This is a genomic window from Streptomyces sp. NPDC006872, from assembly GCF_040635845.1.
Lineage (GTDB): Bacteria > Actinomycetota > Actinomycetes > Streptomycetales > Streptomycetaceae > Streptomyces.
Genome location: NZ_JBEYIL010000008.1, coordinates 103,813 through 119,868, shown reverse-complemented (window position 1 = coordinate 119,868; position 16,056 = coordinate 103,813). Strand labels below are relative to the sequence as shown.

Annotated in this window: 15 protein-coding genes; 7 read left to right on the top strand and 8 right to left on the bottom strand. The window is 71.1% G+C overall.

All coding sequences use genetic code 11. The features are described from left to right. Positions 1-22: 22 nt before the first annotated feature. Genes ABZ725_RS24140 through ABZ725_RS24130 form a run of 3 tightly spaced genes read right to left on the bottom strand, consistent with a single transcriptional unit; the run spans position 23 to position 2,703 of the window. On the bottom strand, positions 23-781 hold the full coding sequence (locus ABZ725_RS24140; protein ID WP_358804649.1) for an SDR family oxidoreductase: 759 nt from the start codon (positions 779-781) through the stop codon (positions 23-25). A gap of 8 nt (positions 782-789) precedes the next feature. Beyond that, positions 790-1,554, bottom strand: a complete 765-nt coding sequence (locus ABZ725_RS24135; RefSeq protein ID WP_358804648.1) for an SDR family NAD(P)-dependent oxidoreductase — start codon at positions 1,552-1,554, stop codon at positions 790-792. A gap of 24 nt (positions 1,555-1,578) precedes the next feature. After that, positions 1,579-2,703 (bottom strand): acyl-CoA dehydrogenase family protein, encoded by a 1,125-nt coding sequence (locus ABZ725_RS24130; RefSeq protein ID WP_358804647.1) that lies wholly within the window; start codon positions 2,701-2,703, stop codon positions 1,579-1,581. Positions 2,704-3,119: 416 nt separating this feature from the next. Between ABZ725_RS24130 and ABZ725_RS24125 the strand changes: the two genes are divergently transcribed. Next, positions 3,120-3,413 (top strand): hypothetical protein, encoded by a 294-nt coding sequence (locus ABZ725_RS24125; RefSeq protein ID WP_358804960.1) that lies wholly within the window; start codon positions 3,120-3,122, stop codon positions 3,411-3,413. Here ABZ725_RS24125 and ABZ725_RS24120 read toward each other — a convergent pair. Further along, positions 3,394-4,872, bottom strand: a complete 1,479-nt coding sequence (locus ABZ725_RS24120; RefSeq protein WP_358804646.1) for an aldehyde dehydrogenase family protein — start codon at positions 4,870-4,872, stop codon at positions 3,394-3,396. The two genes, ABZ725_RS24125 and ABZ725_RS24120, sit on opposite strands and share 20 nt — an antisense overlap. 258 nt (positions 4,873-5,130) lie before the next feature. Here ABZ725_RS24120 and ABZ725_RS24115 point away from each other — a divergent pair, with 258 nt between their 5' ends. Continuing rightward, positions 5,131-6,390 carry an amidohydrolase family protein gene (locus ABZ725_RS24115; protein WP_358804645.1) on the top strand — a complete coding sequence of 420 codons (1,260 nt, stop codon included), beginning with the start codon at positions 5,131-5,133 and terminating at the stop codon, positions 6,388-6,390. An 83-nt stretch (positions 6,391-6,473) separates the two neighbouring features. Here ABZ725_RS24115 and ABZ725_RS24110 read toward each other — a convergent pair whose 3' ends face one another. Both ABZ725_RS24110 and ABZ725_RS24105 read right to left on the bottom strand, forming a co-directional pair. Further along, positions 6,474-7,490 (bottom strand): LLM class flavin-dependent oxidoreductase, encoded by a 1,017-nt coding sequence (locus ABZ725_RS24110; RefSeq protein WP_358804644.1) that lies wholly within the window; start codon positions 7,488-7,490, stop codon positions 6,474-6,476. 64 nt (positions 7,491-7,554) lie between these two features. Continuing rightward, positions 7,555-8,328: an enoyl-CoA hydratase/isomerase family protein gene (locus ABZ725_RS24105; protein ID WP_358804643.1), complete on the bottom strand. Its 774-nt coding sequence runs from the start codon at positions 8,326-8,328 to the stop codon at positions 7,555-7,557. 114 nt (positions 8,329-8,442) lie between these two features. On the opposite strand from ABZ725_RS24105, the gene ABZ725_RS24100 reads away from it, so the two are divergent. From ABZ725_RS24100 to ABZ725_RS24090, 3 genes are read left to right on the top strand one after another with little or no spacing between them, the layout of a single operon-like run. Next, positions 8,443-8,754: a hypothetical protein gene (locus ABZ725_RS24100; protein ID WP_351911137.1), complete on the top strand. Its 312-nt coding sequence runs from the start codon at positions 8,443-8,445 to the stop codon at positions 8,752-8,754. 18 nt (positions 8,755-8,772) lie between these two features. After that, positions 8,773-10,293: a long-chain fatty acid--CoA ligase gene (locus ABZ725_RS24095; RefSeq protein WP_358804642.1), complete on the top strand. Its 1,521-nt coding sequence runs from the start codon at positions 8,773-8,775 to the stop codon at positions 10,291-10,293. Between the two features lie 4 nt (positions 10,294-10,297). Beyond that, positions 10,298-11,338, top strand: coding sequence for a phosphotransferase family protein (locus ABZ725_RS24090; protein WP_358804641.1), 1,041 nt, complete (start codon positions 10,298-10,300; stop codon positions 11,336-11,338). 10 nt (positions 11,339-11,348) lie between these two features. Here the strand turns inward: ABZ725_RS24090 and ABZ725_RS24085 are convergent, their stop codons facing one another. Together ABZ725_RS24085 and ABZ725_RS24080 are read right to left on the bottom strand one after the other, a co-directional pair. Beyond that, complete coding sequence (locus tag ABZ725_RS24085; RefSeq protein ID WP_351911140.1) at positions 11,349-12,110, bottom strand: SDR family oxidoreductase; 762 nt, start codon at positions 12,108-12,110, stop codon at positions 11,349-11,351. Further along, the gene (locus tag ABZ725_RS24080) at positions 12,107-13,462 is read right to left on the bottom strand and encodes an acyl-CoA dehydrogenase family protein (RefSeq protein WP_358804640.1); all 1,356 of its coding nucleotides are present in this window, start codon (positions 13,460-13,462) and stop codon (positions 12,107-12,109) included. The genes ABZ725_RS24085 and ABZ725_RS24080 overlap by 4 nt, the downstream gene beginning before the upstream one ends. Positions 13,463-13,564: 102 nt before the next feature. On the opposite strand from ABZ725_RS24080, the gene ABZ725_RS24075 reads away from it, so the two are divergent. Then, positions 13,565-14,797 carry a CoA transferase gene (locus ABZ725_RS24075; RefSeq protein WP_358804639.1) on the top strand — a complete coding sequence of 411 codons (1,233 nt, stop codon included), beginning with the start codon at positions 13,565-13,567 and terminating at the stop codon, positions 14,795-14,797. A gap of 58 nt (positions 14,798-14,855) precedes the next feature. Then, positions 14,856-16,055 carry a cytochrome P450 gene (locus tag ABZ725_RS24070; protein ID WP_358804638.1) on the top strand — a complete coding sequence of 400 codons (1,200 nt, stop codon included), beginning with the start codon at positions 14,856-14,858 and terminating at the stop codon, positions 16,053-16,055. Position 16,056 lies beyond the last annotated feature (1 nt).

The following is a 16,056-nucleotide window of genomic DNA, read 5'->3' as shown; positions in this document are numbered from 1 at the left end:
ACGGCCACAGGCATGTGTGCGGCTAGACCGAGAGCGCGAATCCGCCCGTCACCCGCAGCGTCTCCCCTGTGACGAAGGACGCCCTCGACGAGACCAGATACAGCAGCGCCTCGACGATGTCCTGCTCCCGGCCCTCCTGCCGCAGGATCTGCTCCCCGAGGACACGATCGGCCTCGGCCGGGGACAGCTGGGCCCGTACGGCGTCGGTGAAGATCAGGCCCGGCGCGATCGCGTTCACCCTGATGCCGTCGGCGGCGAACTCGCGAGCGAAGGACACCGTCAGGCCTCGCACGGCGAGCTTGGACACGCCGTAGACGCTTCGGTTCGCGTAGGCCGCCGCCGACGAGATGTTGACGATGGAGGCGCCGGCGCGGCCCTTCATCGCCTCCCGGGCCGCGAGCGAGCAGATGACGACGCCCATGACGTTGACGTCGAGCACCCGCCGGACAGCGGCCAGGCCGAGTTCGGTGAACGGTCTGTTGTAGGCGGCGTGCAGGCCGGCGTTGTTGACCAGGACGTCGAGTCCGCCGTGGCGTTCGGCGACCTCGCGCACGACGGCGTCGACCGCGGCCTCGTCGGCCACGTCACAGGCGACTCCGCTCGCGCTGCGGCCCTTGGCGGTGAGTTCCGCCGCCGCCTTGGTCGCGGCGGCGCCGTCGATGTCGGCGAGCACGACATGCGCGCCGAGGGCCGACAGCGCGTCGCCGAACGCCTTGCCGAAGCCTCGGCCGCCCCCGGTGACGAGGGCGACCTTGCCCCGGTGCGCTGTGGTGTCGGGCATGGCAGACCTCACCTCGGTCCGAAGCGCTGGCCGGCGTCGAGGCGCAGGCACTGGCCGTTCAGCATGGGGTTGTCGACGACGGCCAGTGCCAGCTTGGCGAACTCCTCCGGTCGGCCCAGGCGTCGTGGGAACGCGGCGTCCTTCACCAGCGCGGCCCGCGTCTCGGCGGGGATCCTCTCGGTGGCGCCCGTCTCGAACAGGCTGGGCGCGATGGCCACGACGCGGATGCCGAGCGAGCCGAGGTCGCGGGCCATGGTGAGACTCATCCCGGCGATCGCCGCCTTGGCCGCCGAGTAGGCGACCTGGCCGATCTGCCCCTCGAAGGCGGCGATCGAGGACGTGTTGACGATGACGCCCCGTTCGCCGTCAGGCTCCTCGGGCTCGTTGCGGCTCATGTGCGCGGCGGCCAGCCGGCTGATGTTGAAGGTGGCGACGGCGTTGAGGTCGAGCACCCGGCGGAAGGTCTCCAGGTCGTGCGGCCCGTCCTTGCCGAGTGTGCGCCGCACGCTGCCGCCGCCCGCCGTCGTGACCGACACATGCAGCCCGCCGAGCGCCTCGACGGCGGCGTCCAACGCGCTTGCGGTCGCCTCGAAGTCGGTCACGTCGACGGGATGGAAGCTTCCGCCGAGCGCGGCGGCGGCCTCCTTCCCGGCCGATGCCGGACGGTCGAGCACGGCGACCTCGGCGCCGCGGGCCGCGAGCAGCTCGGCGGTGGCCCGGCCCATGCCGGAGGCGCCGCCGAACACGACGGCCTTCTTGCCCTTGATCTCCATCGGGAACCTTTCGGATCTTTCCGCTCAGGCGGACGCGGGAACCGGTCGCAGGAGGGCGCACAGCCGGTCGCGGTGCACGGCGGCGTCGCCGTACAGCACGCTGTCGGCCCTGGCGCGGCGCAGGTGGAGGTGGAGGTCGTGCTCCCAGGTGAAGCCGATGCCGCCGTGCAGCTGGAGCGCCCGGCCCGCGACCTCGCCGGCCCCGGCCGAGACGTACGAGGCGGCGGCACAGGCCGCCCGGGCGGCGTCGTCGGCGCGGGCGTCGGCCGCCATCGCCGCGTGGTGTGTGGCGGCGCGGGAGGCGTGGACGAGCAGTGCCATGTCGGCGCACGCGTGCTTGACGGCCTGGAAGGCGCCGATCGGCCGCCCGAACTGCACCCGGGCACGGGTGTGTTCGACCGTGAGCTCCACCATGCGGTCCATCACCCCGAGCGCGTCGGCGCACCGCAGCAGCGACGCCTCGTCGAGCAGCCGCTGGATCTCGGCGGGTCCGCAGTCGAGGCGGCACTCGCGGGGGACGCGTACGCCCGCCAGTCGGACCTCGTGGAACGAGCGGGTCGGGTCGAGGACGCGTTGCCGCCGGACCGTGACCCCCGGGACCTCGCGGTCGACGAGGAACGACGCCGGGACGCCGTCCTGGAGCGCGGTGACGAGCAGCCGGCGGGCACCGCCCGCGTCCTGCACGGCCGTCTTCACCCCGTCGAGGACGAACGCGTCGCCATCGGCGCGGGCCGTGGAGCGGACGCCGTCGAGTGTCCACGGGAGGCGAGGTTCGGCGAAGGCCCAGGTGGCCCGGTCCGATCCGGCCACGAGCGCCGACAGCACCTCGGCCCGCAGCCGGGGCGGCCCCCAGGCGGCCAGTGCCCGGCCGACGATCGCGGTGGGCACGAACGGACCCCGCCCGAGCGCCCGCCCGATCTCCTCGGCGACGAGCGCGAGTTCCACCACGCCCTGGCCCGCGCCGCCGTACTCCTCGGGTACGGCCAGTCCGGGCCACCCGAGGTCCGACATCAGCTGCCACACGTCGGGGTCGACGTCCTGGTCGGCGTCCAGCCACGCCCGGACGCGCTCGATCGGGGCCCGGCCGGCCAGCAGGGCGCGCGACGCCTCGCGCAGCATGGCCTGCTCCTCGCTGAGCTCGAAGTCCATCACAACAAGGTATCCTCTTTCCATGGCGTGGTCGAGCTGAACTGCCTGATTATCGCCCGGACTAACGGTCGACCGTTGAATTGAGTACGCTGAATTTCATGGCTGACGCCGTACTCCTGTCCGGACCCCTGGATGCCGCCGTCCCACGTCCCGACTCCTCGGCCTCACCCGGGAGGAGATGGACGTCTGGGCGCTGCGCTCCCACGAGCGGGCCGTACGCGCCGTCGACGAGGGCCGGTTCACCGACGAGAGCGTGCTCCATCACGGCAGGCAGCGCCAGCGGCGTCAACGACGGGGCGGCCGCGGTCGTCGTCGCCGATGCGGACCTCGCTGCTGCCCATGGGCTCACTCCCCTCGCGACCGTACGGGCCTGGGCGAGCGTGGGAGTCGACCCCGTCTAGACGGGGCCGGCGCCGATCGCCGCGATCCGCAAGGCCCTCGACCGCGCCGGGCTGGGCGTCGACGACGTCGACCTCTTCGAGGTCGACGAGGCGTTCGCCGCAGTGGCCGTGGCCGCCACCCGGGAGCTGGGCCTCGATCCGGAACGGGTCAACCCGTTCGGCAGCGGATGCAGCCTCGGCCACCCGATCGGGACCACCGGCACCCGTATGGTCGTCACCCTGGCGCACGAGCTGCGCCGACGCGGCGGCGGGACCGCGGTCGCGGCCATGTGCGCGGGCGGCGCGTGCCTCAGCGTGCCGCCCAGCTGACCGCCTTGGTCTGCAGGTACTCGTCGAGCCCGAACGCGCCCCACTCCCGGCCGAGTCCGCTCTGTTTGTACCCGCCGAACGCGGTCCGGGGACTCACCCCGGCGCTGCCGCCGTTGATGGTGACGCCCCCGGCCCGGACCCGGGCGGCGATCTCGTACGCGGCCACGGTGTCGGCGCTCCACACGGCGCCGGCGAGACCGTAAGGGCTGTCGTTGGCGATCCGTACCGCCTCCTCGTCGGTGCGGAACGGGATGACGACGCCGACGGGCCCGAAGAACTCCGTGCGCGCGACGGTCATCTCGTTGGTGACGTCGACGAACAGGGTGGGTTCGAGGAAGTGCCCCCGGTCGAGAGCGGCCGGCCGGCCGCCGCCGCAGACCAGACGCGCTCCTTCCTCCTCGCCGACGCGGATCAGCTTCTCGACCTTGTCCCGCTGCGCCTCGCTGATCAGCGGGCCCATGGTGGTGGACGGGTCGGCCGGGTCGCCCACCTTGACCCGGGCCAGGCCCTCGGCCAGCCGGGCGACCAGTTCGTCGTGGACGGACTCGTGCACCAGCGTGCGGGTCAGCAGGGAACAGCCCTGGCCGGCGTGGGTGGTGATGCCCGCCAGTGCGGACCGCACGGCGCCGTCGAGGTCGGCGTCGGCGCGGACGATGGCGGCCGACTTGCCGCCGAGTTCGAGGACCACCTTCTTCAGCGAGGCCGCGGCCTGGGCGTAGACCGTGCGCCCGACCGTGTCCGAGCCGGTGAAGCTGACGAGGTCCACCAGGGGATGGGTGGTGAGTTCACGACCGGCTTCGATGTCGCCGGTCACGATGTTCAGCACACCCGGAGGCAGACCGGCGGCGTCGGCGAAGTCGCCGATCAGCAGGGACTCCAGCGGGGTGGCGGGCGCCGGTTTCAGCACGGCCGTGCAGCCTGCCGCGAGGGCCGGGATCACCTTCATCATGCTGAGGAAGAAGGGGAAGTTGTAGGCGGAGATCAGGGCGCACACACCGAACGCCTCGCGTCGCAGCACCCCTTGGGAGATGCCGATGCCCGGCGCGACCGTCGGGTCCATCGGGCGCTCCCAGGCGAAGGCCGGCATCACCCGCTCGGCCGTGTCGCGCAGATGCGCCACCGGAACCCGGGTCTGCAGGGACTCGGCCAGGGAACGCACCGAGCCGGCCTCGGCCATGTTGACAGCGGCCAGCTCGGGGAGCCGGCGCTCCATCTCCTCGGCCATGCGCAGCAGGATCGCGGCCCGCTCGCCGGGCCTCATCCGGGGCCACGGACCCTCGTCGAAGGCGCGCCGCGCCGCCTCGACGGCCAGGCGCACATCCGCCGAAGAGGAGCCGGGGACCTCCGCGACGATCTCCTCCGTCGCCGGATTGCGGACGAGGATGCCGGTCTCCGACCGGCCGTCGGTCCGGCGGCCGTCGATGTAGAGCTGCGAAGAGAACGCGTACGCCGTCGTCATGTGCGGGTCTCCTGACCGTCAGCAGGATGCGTCCATTTAAGTGTACTGAATTGCATGCGCTCGGGAAGGGTGGCGCCGCGCGATCTTGTGTCAGCCGCTTGTCAGGTTCTTGGGTGGTAGACGTCAGGTTATTTCGTATGCTGAATTATTGACTAGACCGATCGGTACAGCTAACTTCGGCGTCATCCGCGGGTTGCGTTTCTGGCATGCGAACGACGAGGTTCGAAAGAGGTACCGCCTGTGTTCAAGGAATTTGTCGTGTCCGGCGATTCGCACATCATCGAGCCGGTCGATCTTTTCAAGACCCGACTGCCCAAGAACCTTCGCGAGAGGGCTCTCTGGGAAGAGGAGTTCACCCTCGAGGAGCCGATCGTTCCCGGCGGCCACACGGAGTTCAAGAAGCTCCACACCATCGGGTTCGACGGCTGGACCATCTCCAAGTACCGCCAGCTCGGCGGGGAGACCCCGGACGGCGATCCGGAGCACATCATCCGGGACATGAACATCGACGGCGTCGACGCCTCGGTCATGTTCCCCAATCTCTCGCTGTTCGTCCTGTTCACCGACGACCACGAGCTGTCCATGGCCCACGCCCGGGTATGGAACGACTACCTCGTCGAGCGGTACCTGCCCTACAAGCAGCGGCTGCGCCCGACGGCGGCGATCCCGCTGACGAACGTCCCCGAGGCCGTGGCGGAGATCGAGCGGTGCGCGAGGCTGGGCCTCGGGGCGATCCTCCTCCCGGAGATCCCGCCGCTGCCCTACTACGCCCGGGAGTACGACCCGGTCTGGGCGGCCGCGCAGGCGCACGGGCTGCCGGTCTTCATCCACGTGGCCACCGGCGGCGTGAAGGTCAAGGAGGAGGTGTCCGAGACGGCGGTGACCGTCCGGGGCCTGATGAACGCCATGAACATGGGCAAGGGCAACCTGACCGACGACATGGTGGCCGGCCGGACCATGGGCAGCGCGGTCGGCTCGGCCGTGGCAGGTCCGCAGGGCATCATCGCCAGCCTCGTCGGCGGCGGCGTGTGTGAGCGCTTCCCCGACCTGCACTTCAACCTGATCGAGTACACGGCCGGCTGGCTGGTCTCCTTCATGGGCTACATGGACAAGGCGTGGAAGACCGGCACCGGCCAGGACCCCGACTGGTGGCTCGGCTTCTGGGACGACAACCGTCCCCCGACCGAGCAGCCCTCCATGGGACGGCTGTTCGCGATCAACGACAAGTGGCCCTACCCGCTCAAGCCCACGGACTACGTCCGCCGCCAGATCCATGTGCAGTTCGCGGACGACCCGACCGCCGTCAAGGCCCGCCACATCACCGGCCTCTCGACGGTCATCTGGGGCAACGACTACCCGCACGCCGAGGGCACCTTCCGCGACAGCGCCGAGTGCATCGCGGAGAATTTCGAGGATGTCCCGGACGAGGACCGCGCGGCCATCCTCGGCGGCACGCTCGCCGACGTCGTGCACTTCGACAAGAGCAAGAAACTCGCGCCGCTGCCCCAGGACGCGTGAGCCGATCCCGGCAAGCGGCTCAAGCCACGGACCGGCCCCGGAGCATCCGCGCTCCGGGGCCGGTCGCTTCCGCGCCGCGTAGGTCAGAGGCGTCGTGGCGCGTCCGGCGCCGCGCCGATCAGGGCGAGGGCGGCCCGGGCGTACGCGGCCCGCCGCCTCGGGCTGACCAGGAAACTCGGGGGCGCGAAGTAGCCGACGTCGCGGGGGAGCGATCCGGCGCGGTGGGCGAGGGCGTCCTTGGCCTCCGCGGTCGTCCCGCAGACGGCGATCTCGGTGACCATCTCGTCGGTGACCGCCCGGGCCATGGCGTCGGTGTCTCCCGCCCGGAACGCGGCCCGCAGCTCGGCGACCGGTTCCTCCCAGCCGTGGTGGGCCACATAGGGGTCGTACGTCTTCACCGTGAGATAGAAGGCGATCATCCGGCGCGCGTCGGCGACGGCACGCTCGGGCGCGGAGTCGTCGACTGCCGTGATGATCCAGCCGTGTTCGAGGAACCGGGCCCCGGGGGCGGCGCCGCTCGCGCCGCGCTCGACCGAGGGCCGTACGACGTCGTTCCACCAGGAGGAGGTGAACAACCCGTGCCCGACGACCCCGTCGGCGACCCGTCCCGCGGTGGCGGCCATGCGGGTGTTGAACGCGGCGAGCAGAACGGGGATGTCCAGCCGGCCGAGCACGGGCGCCCGTACATCGGCGTCGAGTGCGTAGAACTCGCCGGAGTAGCGGACGTGTTCGCCGTTCTCCGCGTGCAGCCAGGCCCGCACCGCACCGACGGTCTCGGCGATCCGGTGCACGGGACGGTCGGCGGGCACGCCCAGCCAGTCGCGGTTGATCCGGAACGCGGCGCTGCCCAGGCCGAGGAAGAGCCGACCCGGCGCCCGGGCGTGCAGTTGGCGCAGGGCGGTGGCATGCGCGTACGGGGTGCGGGCGAAGGCGTAGGCGATAGCGGGGCCCGCCAGGGCGTGTTCCGTGTTCGCCACGATGTCGGCCACGGTGAGGTAGGCGTCGTGGTCGGCGAACTCCCCGGCGCAGAAGGCGCCGACACCCGCCTGCTCGGCCTCCCGCGCGACGTCCCGGCCGGGCCAGGGCATGCCGAACCGCATGAGAGCCTCCTCTTTCATCATCCCCTAAAAAAAGTACACTTATTTAGGGGAGGGTAGGGGAGCGTCAGCGGAGTGTCCACTGTCCGCGCGGCACCGCGGAGCGGTCGATCCCGGCCTTCCCGATCGGGTTGCCGAGCTGTGTGTACGACAGCCCGCCGCGCAGTGCCTGGGTGCGGGTCGCGTCGAGCGACTCCCAGATGGCGCGGACGGTCCCCTGGATCGCGGCCGGTGGTTTGGCCGCGATGATCCGGGCGATCTCGTCGGCCCGGGCCCACAGGCGTTCGCGCGGGAGCACCTCGCTGACCAGGCCGATCTGCAGGGCGCGCGCGGCCGACACACGCTCGTCCAGCCCGAGCAGCGCGATGCGCAGCGCCTCGCCGAGCGGGACGCGGCGGGCCAGGCCGATCGGCTCCAGGGCCGCGGTGAGTCCGTAGCTGACGTGCGGGTCGAAGAATGTCGCGTCCTCGGAGCAGATCAGGATGTCGGCCTCGTTGAGCCAGTAGAAGGCGCCGCCGGCGGCCATGCCGTGCACCGCGCACACCAGGGGTTTCCATACCTGGTTGAGCTTCGGCGAGAGGTGCTCGCCGGGGTCGGTCTGCGACCAGACGTTGGGATGGCGGTCGATGCCCTCCTTCACGTCCATGCCCGTGCAGAAGGCACGCTCACCGGCGGCGCGCAGGACGACGACGTGCACCTCGTCGTCCGTCCTGGCGGTGTGCCAGAGGGCGGAGAACTCCTCCAGCATCCGCTGGTTGAAGCCGTTCATGGCCTGGGGCCGGTTCAGGGTGATCGTGGCGACGTGGTCGGTCACCTCGAACAGGACGGTCTCGAGATCCATCCGGCAACTCCGTTCTCGACGCGATCGAGGTAAGTAGTATACTTTTTTTGGGTTGATCGGCACAGTTGCTCAACACAGTCACTCGGCACCATGAGAACCGCGGAGGACGCTGCGATGAGGCCACGCGTGGGGCAGATGCTCGCCAGTACGGTCGACACGACGGCGGTGATCGTCGTGCGATGCCCCGACGAAGAGGTGGAGATCACCTGCGGTGGCACGGCCATGGCCGAGGGGAGCGGGACGGGCCCCGCGACAACCGGCGCCCCCGATCCCGAACTGATGGGCGGTTCGCTGCTGGGCAAGCGGTACGCCGACGACGACCTCGGTCTCGAACTGCTCTGCACCAGGCCCGGACCGGGCACCCTGGCCGCGAACGGCGTCGCACTGCCGATGAAGAGCCCCAAACCGCTCCCGGCCTCGGACTGAGAGGGCGGGAACGAGCCCATGAACCTATCGATGCTCCTGGACATGGGCGCCGAGGGTTTCGGCGACCGGGTGGTGATAGGACGCGCGAACGACGGGCTGACGGCCCGGCGGCTGCGCGAGCTGTGCATCGGCGGAGCCCACGCCGTGCGCACCGCCGGTGCCGACGCGATCGTGTACCTCGCGGCGAACGGGCCGGCCCTGCCGGTCGCGCTGTTCGCCGCGGCTCGCGCCGGAGTCCCCCTGGTCCCGGTCAACTACCGGCTGGGCGACGAACAACTCGACGCGCTCCTCGCGAACCACCCCCGGGCACTGGGCATCGCCGGCCCGGAGCACGGCGCGGCGCTGAGCCGCGCGGGACTGCCGGTGTGCGGTCCCGCCGACTGGCTCGCCCGGGCCGCGGCGAACGCCGGCCGTCCCGTCGACGAGGATCCGGCACCGCCCGGCTCCCCGGCCGTCCTGATCTACACCAGCGGGACGACGTCCGCGCCGAAGGGCGTGGTCCTGCGCCACCACAACCTGGTGTCGTACGTCCTGGGCACGGTGGAGTTCGCCGGAGCCGACCCCGGTGAGGCGGCCCTGGTCAGTGTCCCGCCGTATCACATCGCCGCCGTGTCGAACGTGCTGACGAACCTGTACGCGGGGCGCCGGACCCTGACCCTCGACCAGTTCACGCCCGAAGGCTGGCTGGGCCTGGTACGGGAGCAGCGGGTCACCCACGCCATGGTGGTGCCGACGATGCTCGCCCGTCTGATGCACGGCGAGGGGCTGGACCGGTCCGTCCCCTCGCTGCGCACGCTCGCCTACGGCGGGGCCCGGATGCCGGTGCGGGTGATCGAGACCGCCTTGTGCGAGTGGCCGCACGTGGACTTCGTGAACGCCTACGGGCTGACGGAGACGTCGTCCACCATCACCGTCCTGGGTCCGGGCGAGCACCGGACGGCCGTCGCGAGCGGCGACCCCGCGGTGCGCGCCCGGCTCGGTTCGGCCGGTCTGCCGGTGCCGGGTGTCGAACTGGAGGTCCGGGCGCTCTCCGGTCAGGCCGTGGCACCGGGGGAGAGCGGGCAGATCTGGGTGCGCGGCGAACAGGTCTCGGGCGAGTACGCGGGGCAGGGCTCCGCGGTCGACGAGCGGGGCTTCTTCCACACCCGAGACCGTGGCCGTGTCGATGCCGACGGCTACCTCCACATCGAGGGCAGGGCCGACGACACGATCATCCGCGGCGCCGAGAACATCGCCCCCGCCGAGATCGAGGACGTCCTGCTGCGCCATCCGGACGTGCTCGACGCGGTCGTCGTCGGAGTCCCCGACGAGGAATGGGGCCAGCGGATCGAGGCCGTGGTCGTCACCCGGAGCGGCGCGGAGATCGACGGCGCGGCGCTGCGGGCCGAGGTCCGCGACACCCTGCGCGGCTCGAAGACCCCGGACCGCATCACCTCCTGGCCCGAACTGCCCCGCACCGCGACGGGCAAGCTCGTACGCCGTGACATCGTCGCGGCCCTGACCGCACACCGCCGCCCGGCCTCCGACAGACAGGGATGAGCCCGTGAGCACCGTTGCGAACAGCACGCGCCTGATACCGGAGTTGACGGAGCGCACGGCCGTGGCGCTGCGCACCTGGGTCCCCGATGCCACGGTGACCGGTGTCGAGCCGCTCACCGGCGGTACGTCGAGTCTCACCTTCGTGGCCTCGCTGTCGGGCGCACCGGCCCGGTACGAGCGCGTCGTGCTGAAGGTGGCCCCGCCCGGTCTGGCGCCGGTCCGCAACCGGGACGTGCTGCGCCAGGCGCGGATCATGGACGCACTGGCCGACCGGATCGGGGTGCGGGTGCCGACGGTCCTGTTCCATGACGCGGGCGCGCCACCGGAGATCCCGCCCTTCGTGGCCATGGAGCTGGTGCAGGGGCAGTGCGTGGAGCCGGTCCTGGCGCGGCGCGGGACGCTGCCCGTCGGCCGGGTCCGCTCCCGTGCGCTCGACGCGGCCCGGATGCTGGCCGCCCTGCACCGGGTGGACCCGCGCAGCACGGCGCTGGCGGCGGAACCGGTCGTCACGCTCGCCGCCGAGATCGACCGCTGGAGCACCGCGTTCACGACGGTCCCCGCCGATCTGCGCGCAGGCCATGAGGCGGTCGCGGCGCGGCTGCACGCCACGACGCCGGCCGCGATGACCCCGGTGTTCACCCATGGCGACTACCGGCTGGGCAACACGCTCTGCGACGCGGACCGGGTCGACGCGATCATCGACTGGGAGCTCTGGTCGGTCGGTGACCCCCGGGTCGACCTGACCTGGCTGACCTTCTTCAGCGACGAGGCCCGGCACCCGGCGGCCCCGTCGGACGAGCCCACCGGGATGCCCACCCGGGCCGAACTCCTCGCCGCCTACCAGGAGATCCGGGGCGAGCCGCTCCACGACATGGACTGGTTCGAGGCGCTGACCAAGTACAAGGAGTCCGCCGCCACCGCCCTGCTGATCAAGCGGGGGAGGAAAGCCGGGCGGCTGACGGACATGCACCGGCGCATGCTGCCCGCGCTGCCGGTGCTGCTCCAGGACGCGCTGGAACTACTGGACCGGCCGGACAGGCCCTAGTCCCACGGGGTCAGTACAGCCCGCCGTCCACCCGGATCAGCGAACCGGTGGTGTAGCCGGAGGCGTCGCTCGCGAGGTACAGCGCCGTGCCGATGATCTCCTCGGGCCGCCCCGGCCTGCCGATCGCGCTGCGCGTGCTCCGACGCTTCTCCTCGGGCCAGGCTTTGGAGACGTCGGTGAGGAACGGACCGGCCGAGATGGTGTTGACGCGCACCTTCGGGCCGTACTCCAGGGCGAAGACGGTGGTCAGCGCATTGAGCGCGGCCTTGGCGCCGGCGTACGGCCCGAACCGCGGCTGCGGGAACAGCGCGCCCGAGGACGAGACGTTGATGATCGAGCCGCCGTCTCCCTCGGCCATCCGCCGTCCGATCAGCGAGGCGAGCCGGAACGGGCCCTTGAAGTTGACCGCGACCACTTTGTCGAACAGCTCCTCGCCGGTCTCCGCCGACGAGGGCGCCAGCGGGGACATACCGGCGTTGTTGACGAGGACATCGACCTTCCCGAACTCCTCGTACGCGGTGTCGGCCAGCCGACCGAGGTCGTCCCAGCGGCCCACGTGCGCGGCGACCGGCAGGGCGCGTCGGCCCAGGTCGCGGACCTCCTCGGCGGCGGCCTCGCACGCGTCGAGCTTGCGGCTGGCGATGACGACATCGGCGCCCGCGGCGGCGAAGGCCCGCACCATCTCCAGGCCCAGGCCACGGCTTCCTCCGGTGACGAGAGCGACCTTGCCGGACAGGTCGAACAGGTCCGACGCGGCGACGGACCCGCTCATGCGTTCACCTGGCCCGAGAGGTTGTCGTCCGTGACGATGTGCGCGTACCGCTTGCGGGCCGCTTCCAGCTTGGGCGGGATGTGCTCGCTGGGGAACAGCCCCTCGGCCGGCCGGTAGTTCCTCAGCAGTTGCTTGGCGATCGTGGTGCGGTGCACCTCGGTCGGTCCGTCGGCGAGGGCGAGGTTCGGGGCGGCCATCCACCACTTCGCGAGCGGGAGTTCGCCCGTGGTGCCGAGGGAGCCGTGCAGATGCACCGCCCGCTGGACGATGTCGTGCAGCACCTTGGCCGTCTGGACCTTGCACATGGCGATCTGGGTGCGGGCCGCGCCGTGCGGCTGCGTGTCGATGATCCAGGCGGTGTGCAGGACGAGCAGCCGGAACTGCTGCAGCTCCACCCAGGAGTCCGCGATGAACTGCTGCACCGCCTGCTTCTCGGCCAGCAGGGTCCCCTGCGTCCGGCGGGACAGCGCCCGCTCGCACATCATGTCGAAAGCACGCGTGCACTTGCCCACCGTCCGCATGGCGTGGTGCACCCGGCCGCCGCCGAGGCGGGCCTGGGCGACCTCGAAGCCCTCGCCGGGACCGCCGAGCATCGCGTCGAGCGGGACCCGGACCCGGTGGTAGCGGAGGTAGGCGTGGATGCCCTCGTCCAGGGACTCGCGCTCGTCCATGGTGCCGACGTTGCGCTTGATCTCGATGCCGGGCGTCTCGGCCGGGACGATGAACATCGACATCCGGGCATGCGGGGGAGCGTCGGGGTCGGTGACGGCCATGACGATGAGGAAGGCCGCGTACCGGGCGTTGGAGGAGAACCACTTCTCCCCGTCGATCACCCACTCTCCCCCACTCTCGGCTTCGCTCGAGCGGGAGGTGCCCCCACGCTCCCGCCAGGCGCGGCACACGAACTCCTTGGGATCCGCACCGGCTTGGGGCTCGGTCATCGAGAACGTCGAGACGATCTCGCCGTCGAGCAGCGGCCGCAGATACCGGGCCTTCTGCTCCTCGGTGCCGAACATGGCGAGGATCTCGGCGTTCCCGGTGTCCGGGGCCGCGGTGCCGAAGACGGTCGGGGCCCAGTAGGAGCGGCCGAGGATCTCGTTGAGGAGGGCGAGCTTCACCTGGCCGAAGCCCGGCCCGTCCAGTTCGGGGCCGAGATGGCAGGCCCACAGGCCCTGCGCCCGGACCTGCTCCTGGAGCGGCCGGAGGATCGCGCGGGCCTTCTCGTTGCGGGTGTCGTACGGGTCGCCTCCGTGCGGGAAAAGGAGGTCGAGCGGCTCGACCTCCTCACGTACGAAGGCCGCCGCCCAGTCCAGCCTGGCCTGGAACTCGGGGTCGATCGAGAAATCCAGCATGCCGAAAACAGTATACTTTTTAGCCCTCCCGGTCCATACTCGACCCGTCGGTTCGCTAATTGGGTATGCGCAATGAAGATCAAACTCGGAGGGGTTGGTCCGATGCAGAGGCCGATGGAGGGCGTGCGGGTCCTCGAGGTCGCGCAGTTCACCTTCGTCCCGGCGGCAGGCGCCGTGCTCGCGGACTGGGGTGCCGACGTGATCAAGATCGAGCACGCCGAACGCGGCGACGCCCAGCGGGGGCTGATCCGGGTGCTCGGGTACGAGGCCGCCAGCGCGGGGTCGTCGTTCTTCCCGATCATGGAAGGGCCCAACCGCGGGAAACGCAGCGTGGGCCTCGCGCTGGAGAAGCCGTCCGCGCGCCGGGTGCTGGAGGAACTGATCCGCGGGAGCGATGTGTTCCTCACGAACTTCCTGCCCGAGGCGCGGGCGAAGCTGCGCATCGACGTCGAGGACGTCCGGGCGATCAACCCCGACATCATCTATGTCCGCGGCAGCGGCTTCGGCACGCGCGGGGAAGAGGCGGGCAAGGGCGGCTACGACAGCACGGCCTTCTGGGCGCGCGGCGGCAGCGCTGCCGGGGTCACTCCGCCCGACGCGGACCGGATGAACCGGATGCCGGCCGGCGCCTACGGCGACTCGATGGGCGGCATGACCATCGCCGGCGGCGTTGCCGCCGCCCTCTACTCCCGTGCCATGACCGGGCGGCCCTCCGTCGTGGACGTGTCGTTGGTCGGTGTCGGCGCCTGGGCGACGCAGTTCACGGTCAACCTCGCCCTGATGAGCGGCGGGCCGCTTCCGGTGAACACCCCGCCCCGGCACGGTTCGGCCACCAACCCGCTCATCGGCGCCTACCGCACCTCGGACGGCCGCTGGATCGAGCTGGCGATGCTGCAACCCGGCCGGTACTGGGCGGAGTTCTGCAAGCTGGCCGGCCGCGAGGAGCTCAGCGGCGACGAACGCTTCGACAGCACCGAGAAGCTGATGGCGAATGCCGCCGAGGCCGCCGGGATCGTCGCCGATCTCATCGCCTCCCGCCCCTACGCCGAGTGGGTCGAGATCCTCTCCCGCGGGGCGGGCCAGTGGGCGGCCGTGCAGAACGCCTGGGAGGTCGGTCAGGATCCCGCCCTGCGCGCCAACGGCCTCATCGCCGCGGTCGTGGACGCCGACGGCGTCGACCGTGAACTGGTCGCGAACCCGGTCCAGTTCGACGAGAGCCCGGTCTCCCTGACCCGGGCGCCGCAGTTCGCGGAACACACCGACGAGGTCCTGCGCGAGCTCGGCCTGAGCGAGGACGAGCTGATCGCGCTCAAGATCGACGGCGCGGCGACGTGAGACGAACGTGCGACGTGATGGTCGTACGACGTGACGGCGTACGACGAGAGGAGCCGTGTTGAGCAGGACACTCGAACCCGACGGAAGCCATGACGGTGTCCCCGCCTACCACTTCGACAACCGGCTCGGCGGGCCGGTCCTCAGCCATCAGCAGCGATGGGACGAGATCGCCGCCACCCACTCCGGGTTCCGCAGCACCATCGCCCGCGGCTACTGGGTCGTCACGGACGGCCCGGAGGTACAGCAGGCGCTCCAGGACTGGCGGACGTTCTCCAACAAGTCGGTGACGGTGCTCGAACCGGAGCCGAAGTTCCTGTGGATACCGGAGATGCTCGATCCGCCCGTGCACTCCGTGTGGCGCCGGCTCCTCGGGCGCTACTTCTCTCCGGGTGCCGTCGCCGCCCGTGAACCGGAGGTCCGCCAGGTCGCGGCCGAGATGATCGACGCGCTGAAGGAACGCGACGGCGCCGACGTGCTCGACGAGTTCGCACGCCGCTTCCCGACGCTGATCTTCATGCGGCTGATGGGACTGCCCGAGGACGACCTCCCCACCTTCCTCGCCTGGACCCACGAACTGCTGCACCTGCCGCACAGCGAAGACCCGGACGGCAGCAGGCAGATGAGCGCCATGCGGGCCGTGTCGGCCTACTTCGAGGAACAGATCACCCTGCGCCGCAGGACGCCGCGCGACGACCTGCTCTCCCACGCCATGACCTGGACGATCGACGGCGAGCCGATCGGCGACCGGGACATGCACGCCTTCTGCATCCTGCTGTTCCAGGCCGGCTTCGACACCGTCCCGATCTCGATCGGCTGGGCGCTGTACCACTTCGCCACACATCCGGAGCAGCGCAAGGAGATCCTCGCCGACCCGTCGCTCATCGCGACCGCCGTGGAAGAGACTCTCCGCGTCTACTCGTTCGTCGTCCCGGCGCGCAAGGCGACGCAGGACGTCGAGATCGGCGGCTGCCCCGTCAAGGCGGGCGAGATGGTGATGCTCCCCCTGGCGGTCACCAACCGCGACCCCGGACGGTACGACAATCCGTCGGAAGTCGATCTGCACCGCAAGGCCACCAACCACATCGCGTTCGGCTCGGGCCCGCACCGCTGCCTGGGCTCGCACCTGGCCCGCCTCGAACTCAACGTGGCCGTCGAGGAGTGGCACCGGCGGATCCCCGACTACCGGATCGCACCCGGCCAGGAGCTGTGGCAGCACGGGAACATGTACGGCATCAAGTCGCTGCGGCTGGAGTGGTGAC